Annotated in this window: 14 protein-coding genes and 1 pseudogene; 8 read left to right on the plus strand and 7 right to left on the minus strand. The window is 68.7% G+C overall.

Annotated elements, in window-relative coordinates; genetic code table 11:
• Positions 1-51: 51 nt before the first annotated feature.
• Positions 52-240 carry a DUF1918 domain-containing protein gene (locus ACIBL3_RS19025; RefSeq protein WP_396354717.1) on the plus strand — a complete coding sequence of 63 codons (189 nt, stop codon included), beginning with the start codon at positions 52-54 and terminating at the stop codon, positions 238-240.
• Here ACIBL3_RS19025 and ACIBL3_RS19030 read toward each other — a convergent pair.
• The 4 genes and pseudogenes from ACIBL3_RS19030 to ACIBL3_RS19045 form a co-directional block, all read right to left on the minus strand.
• Positions 224-1,003 carry a polyphosphate polymerase domain-containing protein gene (locus ACIBL3_RS19030; RefSeq protein WP_396354718.1) on the minus strand — a complete coding sequence of 260 codons (780 nt, stop codon included), beginning with the start codon at positions 1,001-1,003 and terminating at the stop codon, positions 224-226. The two genes, ACIBL3_RS19025 and ACIBL3_RS19030, sit on opposite strands and share 17 nt — an antisense overlap.
• Positions 1,000-1,503, minus strand: coding sequence for a DUF4956 domain-containing protein (locus ACIBL3_RS19035; RefSeq protein ID WP_396354719.1), 504 nt, complete (start codon positions 1,501-1,503; stop codon positions 1,000-1,002). Before ACIBL3_RS19035 ends, ACIBL3_RS19030 begins: the two co-directional genes overlap by 4 nt.
• A 144-nt stretch (positions 1,504-1,647) precedes the next feature.
• Positions 1,648-1,845 (minus strand): annotated as a pseudogene (locus ACIBL3_RS19040) (winged helix-turn-helix domain-containing protein); the annotation flags it as partial.
• Positions 1,846-1,951: 106 nt separating this feature from the next.
• Positions 1,952-3,232, minus strand: a complete 1,281-nt coding sequence (locus tag ACIBL3_RS19045) for an ROK family transcriptional regulator (protein ID WP_396354720.1) — start codon at positions 3,230-3,232, stop codon at positions 1,952-1,954.
• 83 nt (positions 3,233-3,315) lie between these two features.
• On the opposite strand from ACIBL3_RS19045, the gene ACIBL3_RS19050 reads away from it, so the two are divergent.
• Genes ACIBL3_RS19050 through ACIBL3_RS19075 form a run of 6 tightly spaced genes read left to right on the plus strand, consistent with a single transcriptional unit; the run spans position 3,316 to position 10,724 of the window.
• A complete protein-coding gene (locus tag ACIBL3_RS19050) occupies positions 3,316-4,602 on the plus strand; it encodes an extracellular solute-binding protein (protein WP_396354721.1) in 1,287 nt (428 codons plus the stop codon).
• A 1-nt stretch (position 4,603) separates the two neighbouring features.
• Positions 4,604-5,560: a carbohydrate ABC transporter permease gene (locus ACIBL3_RS19055; protein WP_396354722.1), complete on the plus strand. Its 957-nt coding sequence runs from the start codon at positions 4,604-4,606 to the stop codon at positions 5,558-5,560.
• Entirely contained in the window at positions 5,557-6,396 is an 840-nt protein-coding gene (locus ACIBL3_RS19060; protein ID WP_396354723.1) for a carbohydrate ABC transporter permease, read from the plus strand. Before ACIBL3_RS19055 ends, ACIBL3_RS19060 begins: the two co-directional genes overlap by 4 nt.
• A 13-nt stretch (positions 6,397-6,409) precedes the next feature.
• A complete protein-coding gene (locus ACIBL3_RS19065) occupies positions 6,410-7,435 on the plus strand; it encodes a Gfo/Idh/MocA family protein (protein WP_396354724.1) in 1,026 nt (341 codons plus the stop codon).
• Complete coding sequence (locus ACIBL3_RS19070; protein WP_396354725.1) at positions 7,432-9,015, plus strand: glycoside hydrolase family 66 protein; 1,584 nt, start codon at positions 7,432-7,434, stop codon at positions 9,013-9,015. The genes ACIBL3_RS19065 and ACIBL3_RS19070 overlap by 4 nt, the downstream gene beginning before the upstream one ends.
• Positions 9,012-10,724: an alpha-glucosidase gene (locus ACIBL3_RS19075; RefSeq protein ID WP_396354726.1), complete on the plus strand. Its 1,713-nt coding sequence runs from the start codon at positions 9,012-9,014 to the stop codon at positions 10,722-10,724. Before ACIBL3_RS19070 ends, ACIBL3_RS19075 begins: the two co-directional genes overlap by 4 nt.
• Here the strand turns inward: ACIBL3_RS19075 and ACIBL3_RS19080 are convergent.
• Positions 10,709-11,617 carry a LysR family transcriptional regulator gene (locus ACIBL3_RS19080; RefSeq protein ID WP_396354727.1) on the minus strand — a complete coding sequence of 303 codons (909 nt, stop codon included), beginning with the start codon at positions 11,615-11,617 and terminating at the stop codon, positions 10,709-10,711. The genes ACIBL3_RS19075 and ACIBL3_RS19080 overlap by 16 nt on opposite strands.
• An 80-nt stretch (positions 11,618-11,697) precedes the next feature.
• Here ACIBL3_RS19080 and ACIBL3_RS19085 point away from each other — a divergent pair, with 80 nt between their 5' ends.
• Positions 11,698-12,642: a DMT family transporter gene (locus tag ACIBL3_RS19085; RefSeq protein ID WP_396354728.1), complete on the plus strand. Its 945-nt coding sequence runs from the start codon at positions 11,698-11,700 to the stop codon at positions 12,640-12,642.
• A gap of 230 nt (positions 12,643-12,872) precedes the next feature.
• On the opposite strand, the gene ACIBL3_RS19090 is transcribed toward ACIBL3_RS19085, so the two are convergent.
• Entirely contained in the window at positions 12,873-14,321 is a 1,449-nt protein-coding gene (locus ACIBL3_RS19090; protein WP_396354729.1) for a ricin-type beta-trefoil lectin domain protein, read from the minus strand.
• A gap of 152 nt (positions 14,322-14,473) precedes the next feature.
• Complete coding sequence (locus ACIBL3_RS19095) at positions 14,474-15,343, minus strand: hypothetical protein (protein WP_396354730.1); 870 nt, start codon at positions 15,341-15,343, stop codon at positions 14,474-14,476.
• Between the last annotated feature and the right edge of the window lie 10 nt (positions 15,344-15,353).

Raw genomic sequence — 15,353 nt, forward strand, 5'->3', positions numbered from 1 at the left:
GGGGGGTGTGGGGTCAAGCTGGGAGGGAGCATCGACTGAGGAGGCGGTTCGATGAAGGCGACGGCTGGTGACACAGTGATCGTCGAGGGTACGCACGTCATGGCCCACCGGCGGCAAGGCGAGATCGTCGAGGTCCACGACCCGAACGGGGCGCCGCCGTACCTGGTGCACTGGACCGACACCGACACCGAGTCACTCTTCTTCCCCGGTCCGGACGCGCACATCATCCACTCCGAGTGAGCTGCCGTAACGTCCGGTGCCACGGGTTGGCGCGCAGCTGCGGATTGAGCAGCGCGGCCGCGACGCAGTACTTGCTGACCTGGATCGGCCGCACCTGAAGGTCACGTAGCACCAGATCGGCCGCCCCCGCGCGCCCCGACGTTTTGCTCTCCACGAGCACGGTGTTCGGCAGCACGTCGACCGCCGCGTCCCGGTCGAAGAACCGCAGGTCGATGTCGCACGTCATCCGGGCGTGCTCGACCCGGTCGACCAAGGTGCTCCGCCGGTACGTCGTCGTCAGCGCGGGCTGCAGTCGGTCGATGACCCCGACGCCGTACGCCGTACGCAACTGCTCGGCCAGGAACTCCCGCGCCGGGCCGGTCAGCCGGGCCCGGTCCTCGAGCGGATACGGCATCCGCGACTTGACCGTCTCGGAGCGGTTGCCCTTGAGCTTCACCTCGAAACTGCACTCTCCGCTGTCCAGGTAGGACCTGGTCCGCACCTTGTACCGGTAGCGCCGCCGCTGCACGTGCTGGCGGTACAGCCCGTGCGACGGCGTGTCGAAGTACACCGACTCGTACCGGAACGTCCGCTGCCCGTCGATCTCCAGTACGGCGAACCGGTGCCGCAACCGGGTCACCAGTTCGACGAACGTCGCGATCGGGACCAGGTACTTACGGTCCACCCGGGTCTGCAGCGACGCCTCCGCAAGCACCTCCTCCAGCGTGATCGGCGCCAACTGGGCCAGCGCCCCGGTCATTGCCGCGTGCGTCCGCCGCGTCACGACGCGAACCGCTCGAACCGCCGTACGGCGTCGACCGTGTGCGGAGCGGTGGCGCGAACCCGGTAGCGGACGTCGACGACCGTGGTGTCGGTGACCAGGTCCAGGTCGAGGACGACGAAGTGCCGGATGTCGGCGCGCAGCAGCCGCTCCAGCGCCGGGCCGACGTCGCGGACGTCCGGGTAGGCCTGGTCGAGGACTACTTTCTGCCGGCGCGAGCGCAGCGTGAGGCGCGGGTGGTCGACGACGTACATCAGGCCGACGAGCAGGAAGCTCAGCGCGGGCGCGAGCCAGAACGGACCGGGGTGCAGGCCGTTGATCAGGCCCATCGCGAGCGAGATGAAGTAGTAGGCGACCTCTTCCTGAGTGATCGAGTCCGACCGGAGCCGGATGATCGACAGGATCCCGAACAGCCCGAGGCCGAGCCCCATCCCGGCCCCGCTGCCGGCCAGCATCGCGGTGACCGCGAGGACCCCCTGAACCCCAAATGAGAGAGCTCTCACGAACCCACCCACCCCGATCGCCCCTCTCCGCCCCCGCGAACCATTTCATGGGGTACCCCGTGAAATGGCTCGTCCTCCCATGAAATTCGGTCGGATGAGGGGCCAATTGATGGGGTACCCCATCAAATGGCCCGACGGGGGAGGTCAGGGGTGGAGACGGTAGCCCATGCCTCGGATGGTTTGGATGCGGTGGGGGCCTAGTTTGCGGCGGAGGTAGAGGATGTAGACGTCGACGACGTTGGAGCCGGGGTCGAAGTCGAAGCCCCAGACCTGGGACAGCAGTTGCTCGCGGGACAGCACCTGGTCGGGGTGCCGGCAGAAGACCTCGGCGAGCAGGAACTCGCCCGTGGAGACCGCATCCTCAAACTCTGCGGTCCCACCCCGAGACCCACATGAGCCGAAGATTACAGATCTCTCATGTTCGGCTCCCCATCACCACGACGCAGGGCTAGGAGGCGGTCTGGCGGGCCGTGGGAGCCGGGTCGGTGAAGAGGGCGCGTTCGGCGTGGTCGAGGGCGCGGCGGACGGCGCCGATCACGACGGCGCGGGCGCCCAGGGTCGAGGCGAGGAGCCGGGGTGGTGCGTCGACGAGAGAGTGCAGGTGGATCTCGAGGCCGGGGACGAGCAGGTCGCCGGCGTCGGCGACGGCGCCACCGACCACGATCAGCTCGGGGTTGAGCATCGTATGCAGGAGGGCGAGCACGCGGGCGATCCGGGTGACGACCCGGTCGACGACTTCCAGCGCCACGGCGTCGCCGGTCCGCGCCGCCTCGAACACCAGTTGGGCCGTCACTGCGGTCGGGTCGCCGCCGGCTGCGGCGTACAGTGCCGAGCGACCGACCTTGGACCGTGGACCGCGGGCGGAGGCGACGACCTCGGCGCCGAACTCACGCGCCAGGAACCCGATGCCGTCGGTGTTGCCGACGCCCTCGACCATGCTGAGCGCCTTGAGCTCACCCGCGCCGCCGGCAGTCCCGCGGATCAGGTTGCCGCCCAGGTAGAGACCGGCGCCGAGACGTTCGCCGGCGAGCAACTCGATCACGTCGTCGACCCCGGCGGCGGCACCGTGCCAGCGTTCGCCGAGGACGGCCAGGTTGGCGTCGTTCTCCACCAGCACCGGGCAGTGGAACCCGGCTCCGACCGCCTGGTCGAGGTCGACCTCGCCCAAGCCGGGCAGGTACTCGGTGTCCGCACTCGCGATGATGTGACCGTCCGGACCGACCGGGCCTGGCACCGCCAGAGCCATCGCGAGCACACCGGCGGCGGTCACCTCGGCCGCGTCGAGTGCTGACGCCATCGCCTGGCGCGCCTCCCGGATCCGGTCGTCCGCGCCGAGGTCGAGCGCGAACCCACGGGTGTCCTCGGCAACGATGTCGCCGCGCAGATCCGTGACCACCGCGGTCGCCTTGTTCTGCCCCATGTCGATCCCGACCACGAAGCCGGCCCGGGCATTGAACAAGTACTGCCGCGCCCGCCGTCCGGGGCTGGACGGATCGCCGCTGCGCCGCGACTCGATCTCGTCGATCCAGCCCATCTCGATCAGGTGGTCGCAGACGGTGTGCACGGTCGGCCGCGACAGGCCGGTGACCTCCATCAACTCGGTCCCGGTCGCCGGACCGCCGGTGCGCAGCACGTCGAGCACCGCGGCGGCGTTCATCCGCCGCAGCAGTGGTGAGGTCGCGGTCTTCTCCAGCTTGTTCACGCTGCCCCCTTGACGGCCTTCGGTCACCGCGCAAGACTAGCGCAAGATCAATAATAAAACCCTCTAATCAATCCCCTCGATGCTCGTCTTCTCCCGAAAGGAGCAGGCCGATGAAACGTGCCCTGGCCGCGTCAGCGCTCACCGTCCTGGCCGTCACCCTCGCCGCCTGTGGCACCGGTGGAGGCGGCGCGTCCGCCACTACGGCGGACCAACTGCCGCCCGGACAGCAGGTCTCCGGCGAGATCACCTTCTGGCACTCCTACAGCGCCGGCGGAACCGAGGTGAAGCAGCTCGAGAAGACGGTGATCCCCGCCTTCGAGAAGGCGCATCCCGGCGTCAAGGTGAAGGCGGTGACGGTGCAGTACGACCAGATGCACCAGAAGCTCGTCACCGCGGCCGCCGGCAGCAGCCTGCCGGACGTGATCCGCTCCGACATCATCTGGGTGCCGGAACTGGCGAAACTCGGCGTCCTGGTGCCGCTGAGTGACGCGATGCCGGACTTCAAGGAGCTGGCCGACAAGACGTTCGACGGCCCGCTGGCCACGAACCTCTACAAGGGCAAGTACTACGGCCTGCCGCTCGACACCAACACCAAGGTCATGCTCTACAACCAGCGTGCGTTACAGGGCGCCGGCGTCACGGTGCCGAAGACGTTCGACGACCTGAAGGCGGACGCGCCCAAGCTGGCCGCCCAAGGCAAGTACTTGCTGGCCGAGGGCGACACCGGCGGCTGGAACGTGTTGCCCTACATCTGGTCCAACGGCGGCGAGATGACGGACAAGGACGTGACCAAGGCGACCGGATACCTGAACGGCCCGAAGTCGGTCGAGGCGATCCAGATGCTTGCGGACCTCTACCAGCAGAAGGCGATCCCGAAGCTCATCCTCGGTGGTGGTGGTGGTACGCCGACGGCCGAAGGTCTCGCGAAGGGGACCTACGCGACCATCGTCGACGGGCCGTGGACCTACCCGCCGATCCAGAAGCAGTTCCCGAACTTCAAGCTGCAGGCCGCTCCCCTGCCGTCCGGCAGCGCGGGCAGCATCAACGTGGTCGGCGGCGAGGACATCGTGATCACGAGCGCGTCGAAGAACAAGGCGCTCGCCGCGGAGTTCACCCGGTTCATGCTGGGCGAGGAAGCGCAGACCATCATGGCCCAGACCGGCCAACTGTCGGTGCTGAAGTCGCTGTCGTCGAAGATGGTCGAGATCGAGCCGTACTACGCGCCGTTCCTGACCGCTCTGGAGACCGCGCGGCCGCGGCCGCCGACACCGGCGTGGGCCAAGATCGACGACATCCTGCGCAAGCAGGTGCAGCTCGCGATCAGGGGCGACGTACCGGTGCAGAAGGCGCTGGACGACGCGGTGCAGCAGATCGATCCGCTGCTGGCCCGGGGCTGACATGACAGCGACGCTGACCACGGCGCCGCCGGACCGCAGCGCAGCCGCGCCGGAGAAGTCTTCCGGCCGGCTGCGGCGGTCGCCGGTCTGGGTGCCCTACCTGTTCCTACTGCCCGGGTTCGCGTTGTTCTGCCTGGTCGTCGTCTACCCGCTGGGCCGGTCGCTGCAGATCAGCTTCTACGACTGGTCGGTGGTTCCGACCCAGGCGAGCCAGTTCATCGGCCTCGACAACTACCTGCGCGGCCTCAAGGACTCGCAGTTCTGGCTGAGTGTGGCGAACGTCGGCGTGTACCTGGCGATCACTGTCCCGGCGCAGGTGGTGCTCGGGCTGCTGGCCGCCGTACTGCTCGATGCCAAGTTGCCGGCGCGCACGCTGTTCCGAGTGCTGTTCTACCTGCCGGTGGTGACGAGCTGGGTCGTGGTCGCGTTGCTGTTCAAGTACCTGTTCACCACCGACGGCGGCGCGATCAACTGGCTGCTGAACGATGCGCTGCATCTGGTCGACCACAACGTCGCCTGGTTGCAGGACCGCTGGACCGGCCTGCTCGCGGCAGCCATCCTCGGCACCTGGAAGGGCGTCGGCTGGGCGATGCTGATCTTCCTGGCCGCCCTCACCGGGGTGAGCAAGGACCTCAAGGAGGCGGCCGCGCTCGACGGTGCGGGGGCCTGGGACCGGTTCCTGCACGTGTCGTTGCCCGCGATCCGCAAGACGTTGCTGTTCGTCGTCGTACTGCTGGTCATCGGCGGCTTCAACGTGTTCATCTCGATCCTGCTGATGACCGGTGGTGGACCGGCCGGCAGCACCGAGGTGCCGCTGACCTACATGTACAAGCAGGCGTTCGGGTTCCTGGACTTCGGGTACGCCTCGGCGCTGTCGTTCCTGCTGGCGATCGCGATCACGCTGGTGTCGTTCGTGCAGTTCCGGCTGTTCCGCGAGAAGGACGGAGGCCGCCGATGAACGCGCGTGCGCGTCGCCGGTTCGGCACCGGCCTGCGGTTGCTGGTGCTGAGCGTCGGGGCGATCGTCATGGTGGTCCCGTTCCTCTACATGTTCGGTACGTCGTTCAAGCCGAACGCGTTCCTGTTCGAGTTCCCGCCGAAGCTCTGGCCGGATCACCCGACCACGGCGAACTACACCGAGGCGTGGAACAGCAACAGCTTCGGCCGGTACTTCCTGAACTCGACGTACGTGGCGCTCGCGACGACCTTCGTCGTACTCGCGCTGTCGTCGACGATGGCCTACGCGTTCGCCCGGTTCGAGTTCTTCGGCAAGAACGTGCTGTTCGGGGTGCTGCTGTCCGGGCTGATGATCCCGGGCATCATCGTGATCGTCCCGCAGTTCGTGCTGGCTGACGGGCTGCACCTGCTGAACAAGCTCAACGGGCTGGTGATCTTCTACGCCGGCGGCGCGGTCGCGTTCACCACCTTCCTGCTGCGTGGGTTCTTCGAACGGGTGCCGGACGACCTCGACGAGGCGATGACGATCGACGGCGCGGGCGCGCTGCGCAAGTTCGTCCAGCTCTACCTGCCGCTGGCCCGCCCGGCGCTGGCGACGGCCGGCATCCTGTCGTTCCTCGGCGCATGGGACGAGTTCGTCTGGGCACTGACGATCATCGACGACCCGGCCAAGCGCACGCTGCCGATCGCGATCGCGGCGTTCCAGGGCCAGCACGGGACGGCGTGGGGTCTGGTCTTCGCGGCATCGACCATCGCGATCGTCCCGGTGCTCGCGGTCTATGTTCTCGGACAACGTCACTTCGTCTCCGGCCTCACCGCCGGCGCAGTCAAGGATTAGGAGAGATCAGAGGATGCGACTTCTGCAGATCGGCATGGGCGGCTGGGGCCGGGACTGGGCGGCGACCGTCGTAGCGGAGGTGCCGGACGTCAAGCCCGTCGGGTACGTCGACATGCTGCCCGCGTCGCTCACGGCCGTCGTCGACGCGGGGATCGCTCGTGGCGACCTGTGCTTCTCGGAGATCGACGAGGCGATCCGGGCGACGAGTCCGGACGCGGTGCTGATCACCGCCAACCTGCCCGGCCACGTCCCGGCGGCTCGTGCTGCGTTGGCGGCCGGGCTCCCGGTGCTGGTGGAGAAGCCGTTCGCGCCGTCGCTCGCGGAGGCAACGGCGCTGGTCGAGTACGCCGAGGAACGCGACCTCACCGTGATGGTCAGTCAGAACTACCGCTTCCAGCCGGCCGTGCACGCCGTACGGGAGATCGTCCGCGCGGGGACGCTCGGCGAGCTCGTCTCGATCGCGGTCGACTTCCGGCGAACCGGCGTACGGCGGACCGCTCCGAGCGGGCGCCCTGTGCTCACGGACCCGCTGCTCGGCGACATGTCGATCCATCACTTCGACCTGATGCGCGCGGTCACCGGGCGCGAACCCGAGCAGGTCTACTGCCGCACCTGGCATCCGGACGGCTACGGGTACGGCGGTCCGCCCGCGGGCGCCGCGGTGATCACCTTCCGGGACGGACCGATCGTCAGCTATCGCGGCAGCTGGGTCAGCTCCGGCCCGGTCACCGCGTGGGGTGGCGAGTGGCGGATGGAGTTCGAGCACGGCGAGGTCTGGTGGACCAGCCGGCCGGACGGGTCTGAGGGCGGCGTCGGCGAGGCAGCCCGGATTCGGGCCGACGGCAAGGAACGCGCCGTGGCGTTGCCGGAGCTGACCGCCACCGACCGGGCCGGCAGCCTCACCGAGTTCGCGGCGTCGCTGCGCGCGGACCGGGCGCCGGAGACGACCGGACGGGACAACCTCGGCAGTCTCGCGATCACCTACGCGGCGATCGAGTCCGCCCTGACCGGTGCACCGATCGACGTGGCGGTGAGATGACCGCCGAGCTACTGCCGAGCCGGGTCCGCTTCGCACCGGACGAACGGGTCGTCGTCGAGGCCCGCATCAGCGGACCGTCGACCGCCACGGTCTGGCACCTCGGTGAGCGAGTCCGGGAGGTGACCGGCACCGGGCACCTCGATCTCGGGACGCTGCCACCCGGTGGCTACGGCGTCGAGGTCGTGACGGCGGCCGGCGTACTGCGGACCGCGGTCGAGGTGGGTGACGCGGGCAGCCTGCGGTACGGGTTCGTCGCGTCCTACTCCCCCGGCCGCGACGTCGGTGCGGTCGCCGACAACGTCCGGCGGTTGCACCTGACCGGCGTCCAGTTCTACGACTGGGCGTACCGGCACGCCGACCTGCTCGGTGGTGGCGAGGAGTACGACGATGCGCTCGGCCAACCGGTTGCCCTAGGCACCGTTCGCGAACTGGTCGAGTCCTGCCACGAGGTGGGCGCTCAAAGCTACGGCTACGCCGCCGTGTACGCGGTCGGCACCGCGGAGTGGCCGAGCTGGCAGCAACTGGCGCTGCTCGATCCGCAGGGTAGGCCGTACGCGTTGGGCGACTTCCTGTTCCTGCTGGACCCGGCGGAGCCCGCTTGGCTCGCCCACTTCACCAAGGACCTGCGGCAGGCGGTCGACGAGGTCGGCTTCGACGGGTTCCACCTGGATCAGTACGGCTACCCCAAGCGCGCGGTTCGGCCGGACGGAGCCGTCGTCGACGTCGCGGAGTCGTTCGTCACGATGATCGAGCAGGTCCGCCACGCGTTGCCTGAGGCTCAGCTGGTCTTCAACAACGTCAACGATTTCCCGACCTGGCGGACGAAGCACGCTCCACAGGACGCCGTCTACATCGAGGTCTGGGCACCGCACGTCACCCTCAACCACCTCGCAGCAGTGGTACGGCGAGCTCGCGGTGACAAACCAGTCGTCATCGCGGCCTATCAGCACGTCTACGACAGCGCACCAGCCGACCAGTCCGACCTGGCGACCGCGTTCACGATGGCCACGCTGTTCTCGCACGGCGCGACCCACCTGCTCGCCGGCGAGGCCGATCGGATCCTGGTCGACCCGTACTACGTGCGCAACCACCCGGCCGCCGAGTCGACCCTGGCGCTGCTGAAGCGCTGGTACGACTTCCTGGTCGAGCACGTCGAGCTGCTGATGCCGAACGAGCTGGCCGACGTGACCGGCTCGTACACGAGCACCTATAACGACGACTGCGACGTGACCTATCCGGACACCCCGGTGACCGACACGGCCACTCCGGGTGGTGTCTGGCGTCGGGTCGTCCAATCTGGGAACCGGGTGGTCGTGCACCTGATCAATCTGACCGGCCAGCGAGACACCGTGTGGGACGCCGCGCGCGAGACGCCTGGCGACACCGGGCCGGGCCAGCTGCGCGTCCGCCGTACCGGATCTGGACTGCCGCGGGTCCGGGTGGCCGATCCCGATCGGTCGGCGCGACTGGTCGACGTACCGGTGCGTATTGACGGCGATCACGCCGTCGCCGAGTTGCCTGCTCCGCACGTCTGGCAACTCGTCCTCGTTGACCACGTGCCTGCGAAGGAGACCATATGACGACCGGCACCGAGCTCACGCCACACCTGGAGACCGGGCAGGAGGCGTGGTGGAAGAGCGCCGTGGTGTACCAGATCTACCCGCGCAGCTTCGCCGACTCCGGCGGTGACGGGATCGGTGACCTGGCCGGCATCACCAGCCGGCTCGACTACCTCGCGCAGCTCGGCGTCGACGTCATCTGGCTGTCCCCGATCTACCTGTCACCGCAGGACGACAACGGCTACGACATCAGCGACTACACCGCGATCGACCCCGTGTTCGGCTCGTTGGCCGACTTCGACGCGTTGCTGGCCGGCGTGCACGAGCGCGGGATGAAGCTGGTGATGGACTTGGTCGTGAACCACACCTCCGACGAGCACGCCTGGTTCGTCGAGTCCCGGTCGTCGCTGGACAACCCCAAGCGGGATTGGTACATCTGGCGCCCCGCGAGGGACGGGATGCACACCGGCGATCCCGGTGCGGAGCCGAACAACTGGGGGTCCTGGTTCTCCGGTCCGGCCTGGGATCTCGACCCGGCGACGGGTGAGTACTACCTGCACCTGTTCTCCCCCAAGCAGCCCGACCTGAACTGGGACAACCCGGACGTCCGCGCGGCCGTCTACGCGATGATGCGCTGGTGGCTCGACCGCGGTGTGGACGGCTTCCGGATGGATGTGATCAACCTGATCTCGAAGGATTCGCGGCTGCCCGACGGTCACGTTCAACCCGGCGGGCTGTACGGCGGAACCGAGCACTACCTGTCCGGACCGCGGATCCACGAGTACCTGCAGGAGATGCACCGCGAGGTGTTCGCCGGGCGACCGGGGCAGTTGCTCACGGTCGGCGAGATGCCCGGGGTGACGGTGGACGAGGCCAAGCTGTTCACGGATCCGGACCGCGGCGAGCTCGACATGGTGTTCCAGTTCGAGCACGTGAACATCGACCACGGTACGAGCAAGTTCGACCCGGTGCCGTTCGACCTCGGCCTGCTCAAGGCGTCGCTGGGTCGCTGGCAGGCGGGGCTGGCCGAGCGTGGCTGGAACAGCCTCTACTGGGACAACCACGACCAGCCGCGGATCGTCTCCCGGTTCGGCGACGACCGGGAGTATCGGGCCCGCTCCGCGAAGATGCTCGCGACCGTGCTGCACCTGCACCGCGGTACGCCGTACGTCTACCAGGGTGAGGAACTCGGGATGACGAACGCGCCCTGGGCATCGATCGAGGAGTTCCGCGACATCGAGTCGCTGAACCACTACCAGGCCGCCGTCGCCGCCGGTGCGGACCCGGCGGCCGTGGTCGGGTCGATGCGCTCGCACAGCCGGGACAACGCCCGCACCCCGATGCAGTGGGACGGCAGCCCGCAGGGCGGGTTCACCGACGGTACGCCGTGGATCGCGGTCAACCCGAATCACCAGGAGATCAACGCGCTGGCCGAGCTGGCCGACCCGGACTCGGTGTTCCATCACTACCGGCGGCTGATCGACCTCCGGCACACCGAGCCGGTGGTTGCCCACGGCACCTTCACGATGCTGCTGCCGGACCACCCGGCGGTGTACGCGTTCAGCCGGCGGCTGGGTGACGTGGAGCTGGTCGTGCTCGGGAACTTCTCGAGCGATCCGGTCCATGTGGACCAGCTCGCCCTGACCGGCGACGTGGTCCTCAGCAACGTCCCCGACCCGACACCGTTGCTGCTCCAACCGTGGGAGGGGACGGTCTACCGCCGTACCTGAGGGTCGTCTTTCCGGATCTCCGTGGCGGCGTGCTGGAGGTTGGTGAGGGTTGTGCGCACTGCCTTGCGGGCGGTGCGTTCGGGGCGGTGCAGGGCGTCGATGTGGCGGCGGGCGTGGACGCCGCGCAGCGGGCGGAGGACGACAGCGGGGTGGCGGTGGGCGGTCCAGCGTGGCATCAGCGCGATGCCGGCGCCCGCGGCGACCACCTCGGCGACGACGGTGAACTCGTTGATCCGGTGGACCAAGTCGAGGCGTTGGTTCGCGGCGGCGCCGATCGCCTCGATGGTGGCCATCAGCGGGAAGCCGTCGTGGACGGTGATCCAGGGTTCGTGGGCCACGTCGCGCGGAGTCAGTTGACGCTTGGCAGCAAGCGGATGGTCAACGGGCAGGGCCACATCGAGCGGCTCGTGGAGCAGTGCGGTGACGGCGACTGTGCGTGGCCAGGCGGCGCCGTGGTCGAGGCGGTGCGCGAGGACGACGTCGTACTCGCGGGTGAGTAGCGGGAACTCGTCCTGCGGGACGTCCTCGTCGTGCAGGCTGAGCTGTGGCGCAGCGTCGGCACGCAGCAGCAACGGGAAGAACGTCGCGGCCGCGCTGTGGAAGGCTGCGACCGAGACGACTCCGCCGGGCTGCTCGATGAACTCGTCGACAGTGTGTCGTGCCCGGGCCAGCGCCCTCTCGACATCAGCGGCTGCGCCGGCGAGCGCGCGCCCGGCTGCGGTGAGGACCACGCGGCGGCCGTCGCGTTCGGTCAGCGGCACCGGGATCGACCGCTGGAGGAGCCTGAGTTGCTGGGAGATCGCCGACGGCGTCACCAGCAACGCCTCCGCCGCCGCGGTCACACTGCCCAGCTCGCCGACTTCCCGCAGCACCCGCAACTGTCGCTCGTCCATACCAATACTGTAGGGCTGCTACATGGTCGCTTAAGAAGTTGGTACTTGGCTTCAACGTCGTCGGGCCGCAGTGTGGATCCGTGCTCGCCTCCCGCCGTACCGACGCCGTCCTGTTGCTGGTCGCCATCGTGTGGGGCTCGAGCTACTTCGCCGCCAAGACAGCAACCGGATCGGTGCCCGTCCTGACCGTGCTGTTTCTGCGGTACGGCATCTCCGCGGTGGCGCTACTGCTCTTCGTCCGAGGTGTCAGCCGCCGCGAGCTCAAGGTCGGCGGGCTGCTCGGTCTGAGTCAGGCAGCGGTCCTGGTGCTCGAGACGTACGGCGTCACGCAGACGAGCGCGGCCAACGCCGGGTTGATCATCAGTCTGACGCTCGTCCTCACCCCGCTGATGGACCGGCGCCGACTGCCGCCGCGGTTCTTCCTCGCCGCCGGGCTCTGCATCGTCGCGGTCGGTCTGCTGATGTCCGGCAACGGCCTGCACTCCCCCGGCATCGGCGACCTGCTCATGCTCGCCGCCGCCGTCGTCCGCGCCGCCCACGTCGCGTTGGTCGGCCGGCTCGCCACCGACCTCCGGCCCGTGCAGGTCACGGCCGTCCAGACTGTCGTCGGTACGGCGCTCTTCGCCGGACCAGCCGTCGGTCACCTGCCGACCGGCGCCGGTGTCGGCACCTGGCTGCAACTGGTCTACCTCGCGCTCTTCTGCAGCGTCTTCGCGTTCCTCGCCCAGACCTGGGCCGTGCAACGCACCTCGGCCAGCCGGGCCAGCCTGCTGCTCGGCACCGAACCCGTCTGGGCGGTTGCCATCGGCATCCTCTTGGCCGGCGAGCGACTCACCCTGCCCGCGGCGATCGGCGCCGTGCTGATGCTCGCCGGAACCACCTGGGGGCAGTCCATTGAGCGGACACACCGCACACAGGGTGGACCTCTGGTACCCGATGATGGGGCCTCCTGGAGAGGTGGGGACGCGCTTCGAGGTACTCGGGCATTTCCTGGGACGGGCTCGGGCACTTCGGTTGCTGGGTGAGGCCGGTGGTGGGCTCGAGCACCTGCGGGAGGCGTTGGAGACGTTCGAGGTTTACAGGTCCCCGGAAGCGGTCGACCTACGGCGGCTGCTGACCACGTGATCACCTTCTGAGCCGGCGCTGTCTGGAAGCCCTCCACCGTCGTCTTCGAGTAGTCCGATCAGCCAGAGGCCGAAGCGGGCGTCGTCGCAGGGGCCTCCCGGGGTGGCCGGGAGGCGCCTGCGGGCGGTGCTTAGGAGCGTGTCCATTTCTGGTTGTCGGCGCCGTTGCAGTACCAGACGTCGACGGGTGTGCCGTTGCCTGTTCCGGCGCCGGCTGCGTCGAGGCAGAGGTCGGGGCTGGCGACGCTGGTGATGGTTCCGTCGGTGTTGACGTTCCATGCCTGGTTCGCCGCGCCGGTGCAGTTCTCGATGGTGACCAGGCTGCCTGCCGCGCCCGCGGTCATGCACTTGTCCGCGTAGACGGTGAGCTGCTTGTCGGCCGTGTAGTTCCACGACTGGTTGCCGCCGTTGTTGCAGTCCCACAGGTCGAGCGCCGTACCGGGTGTGGTCGAGAAGCCGGGTACGTCGACGCACCGGTTGCTGGCCACGCCGCGAATCGGCTCGCCCGGAGGCGCCGGCGGGAGGTCGTTGCTCGGCTCGTCCTTCAGCACCCCCCAGCCCCACCACAGCTGCGCAAGACCGCTCTGGCTGTTGACCTGCAGGTCCTTCGGGCCGACCTGGGTCGTCATCGAGTACGAGTCGCCGTTGCGCAGACCGGGCCAATAGACGATGCCCATGTTCTGCTCCCGCGCGACCTGGGTCAGGGCGCCGAGGTACGACGTGTAGACGTTGCCCTCGTGGTTGCCGTAGTTCAGCCCGATCGTCATCGGCGAACCGGCCTCGTCGATGATCGTCCGCCAGCCGTAGTCGCCGATCCGCGGCCGCAGGTTCGCCAGCCAGGCGGCCTCGTTCTCGTCCGAGGCCCAGAAGCCGTAGAAGTGCAGCGACAGCAGCGTCCCGTCGAGCTTGGGCTCCGCGCCGACGCCGGTGACGTTGTCGTTGTAGCCGGTGCCGGAGATGACGATCCGGCCGCGCGGCACGCTCGGGTGACCGGCGATCCAGCCGGTGGTGACCGACACCCACTCGTTCAGCGAGTAGCCGAACGGCTCGTTCATCGGCTCGAAGTAGACCCGCGGGTTCTTGCCGTACGCCTGGACCACGGTGTCCCACATGGCGGCGTACTTGACCGGGTCGTCCACCCGCCCGTCCTTGGCGTTGTCGGCCTCCCAGTAGCTCAGGATGACCTTGAAGCCGTTTGCCACCGACGCGTCGATCGCACCCTGGTAGGACTTCCACCAGGCAGTCCCGACACTCGACGGATTGATCGGCAGCCGGATCGTGTTGGCCTTGAGCTCCTTGCGGAACTCGCCGACGATCCCGGTGGCCTTCTGGTACGTCGTCGCGTACGAGTCGCCCGTACTCAGGCCGGACGGGACCACCTCGTCGTCGGCGTAGTTGTCCCGCGGGTCCGCCCAGTTCACTCCGCGGAACTCACTCGTCCCCTGGGGCCCGGTGGAACTGGCGGTGGCGGCGGTCCCGGCGTCGGTGGTCGTCGACGCCCCGGCTTGCACCGTCACGGCGGCGACCACCGCCGTCGCGGCCAGCGCCGCAGCGGCTATACGCCCAGCAGTTGATCTCACGCGACTCTCTCCGATCCTCACGAGCGGGCGGCGGCCCCGGACGCCGCGGATTTGCGTATCGCGGTGATGTTTACGTAAACACGGCCAGCCGTCAATGGCGGATGTTTGCGTCAACATGGATGTGACCGGCGTCACATCGAACCGAGGACGTCCTATCCCACCCGGACGCCGGTGATGGCGAACCGCTCGACGTCCTGCACGTGACCACCGGTCGAGGCCACGATCGTGACCGCGCCCTCGGCCGCTCCGCGGAAGCTCACCGGGATCGACCAGGGCTGTTTCTCGCCGCCGGCGGGGACGCAGCAGGACGCGCCGAGCGGCCGTTCGGAGCCGGACTGGCGGACGTCGACCCGGATCGACTCGTCGACACCGGTGATCCGGCCGCCGACGGTGATCGGTGAGCTCACGAGGGCGGCGTACCGGGGCCGGTCGAGGGTGAGGGTGCTGTCCCGGCTGCCGACCACCTCCCAGGGCGCGTCGTCGCCCGGGCCGATCCGGACGAGGTGGAGCACCGCCGCGACACTCCCCGGTCCTTCGCCGGAGTCGTAGCCGACCGAGATCCAGGCCTCGTCACCCTCGAGCGAGCGGTCGACCACCTGATCGATCTCGGTGAACCCGAGGAACCCGTTGGTGAAGGCGAGCGCGGTCTCGTCCGCGTCCAGATGCCACGGCTGCCTGCCGTCGTCGCGGTACTCCCGCTGCCACTCGGCCGCCTCGGCCACCGACGCGAACGGCCACAACGGCTGATACCGGAAGGGCTGTGACCCCGGCGGCACCTGCCTGGTCGGCGAGGGCTCCGCGGGCGAGGGCGTCGAGCTGGTTGTGTCCGTAGGCGACGGCCGGGCCGACGCACCCGGCAGCGGTACGGCGCCCTGACCGGTCGAACTGGGATCGCCGCCGAAGTACAGGACGGCCAGACCGGCGAACAGCGCGGAGAGCAGCGTGACCACAACGGCCGCCGTGATGACTGCTGCCGGCCGCATGCGCTGCCGCTGCTGATCCGATCCTGGTCCCGGCGCCATCTGACCAGCC

The organism is Kribbella sp. NPDC050124 (genome assembly GCF_044460355.1).
Lineage (GTDB): Bacteria > Actinomycetota > Actinomycetes > Propionibacteriales > Kribbellaceae > Kribbella.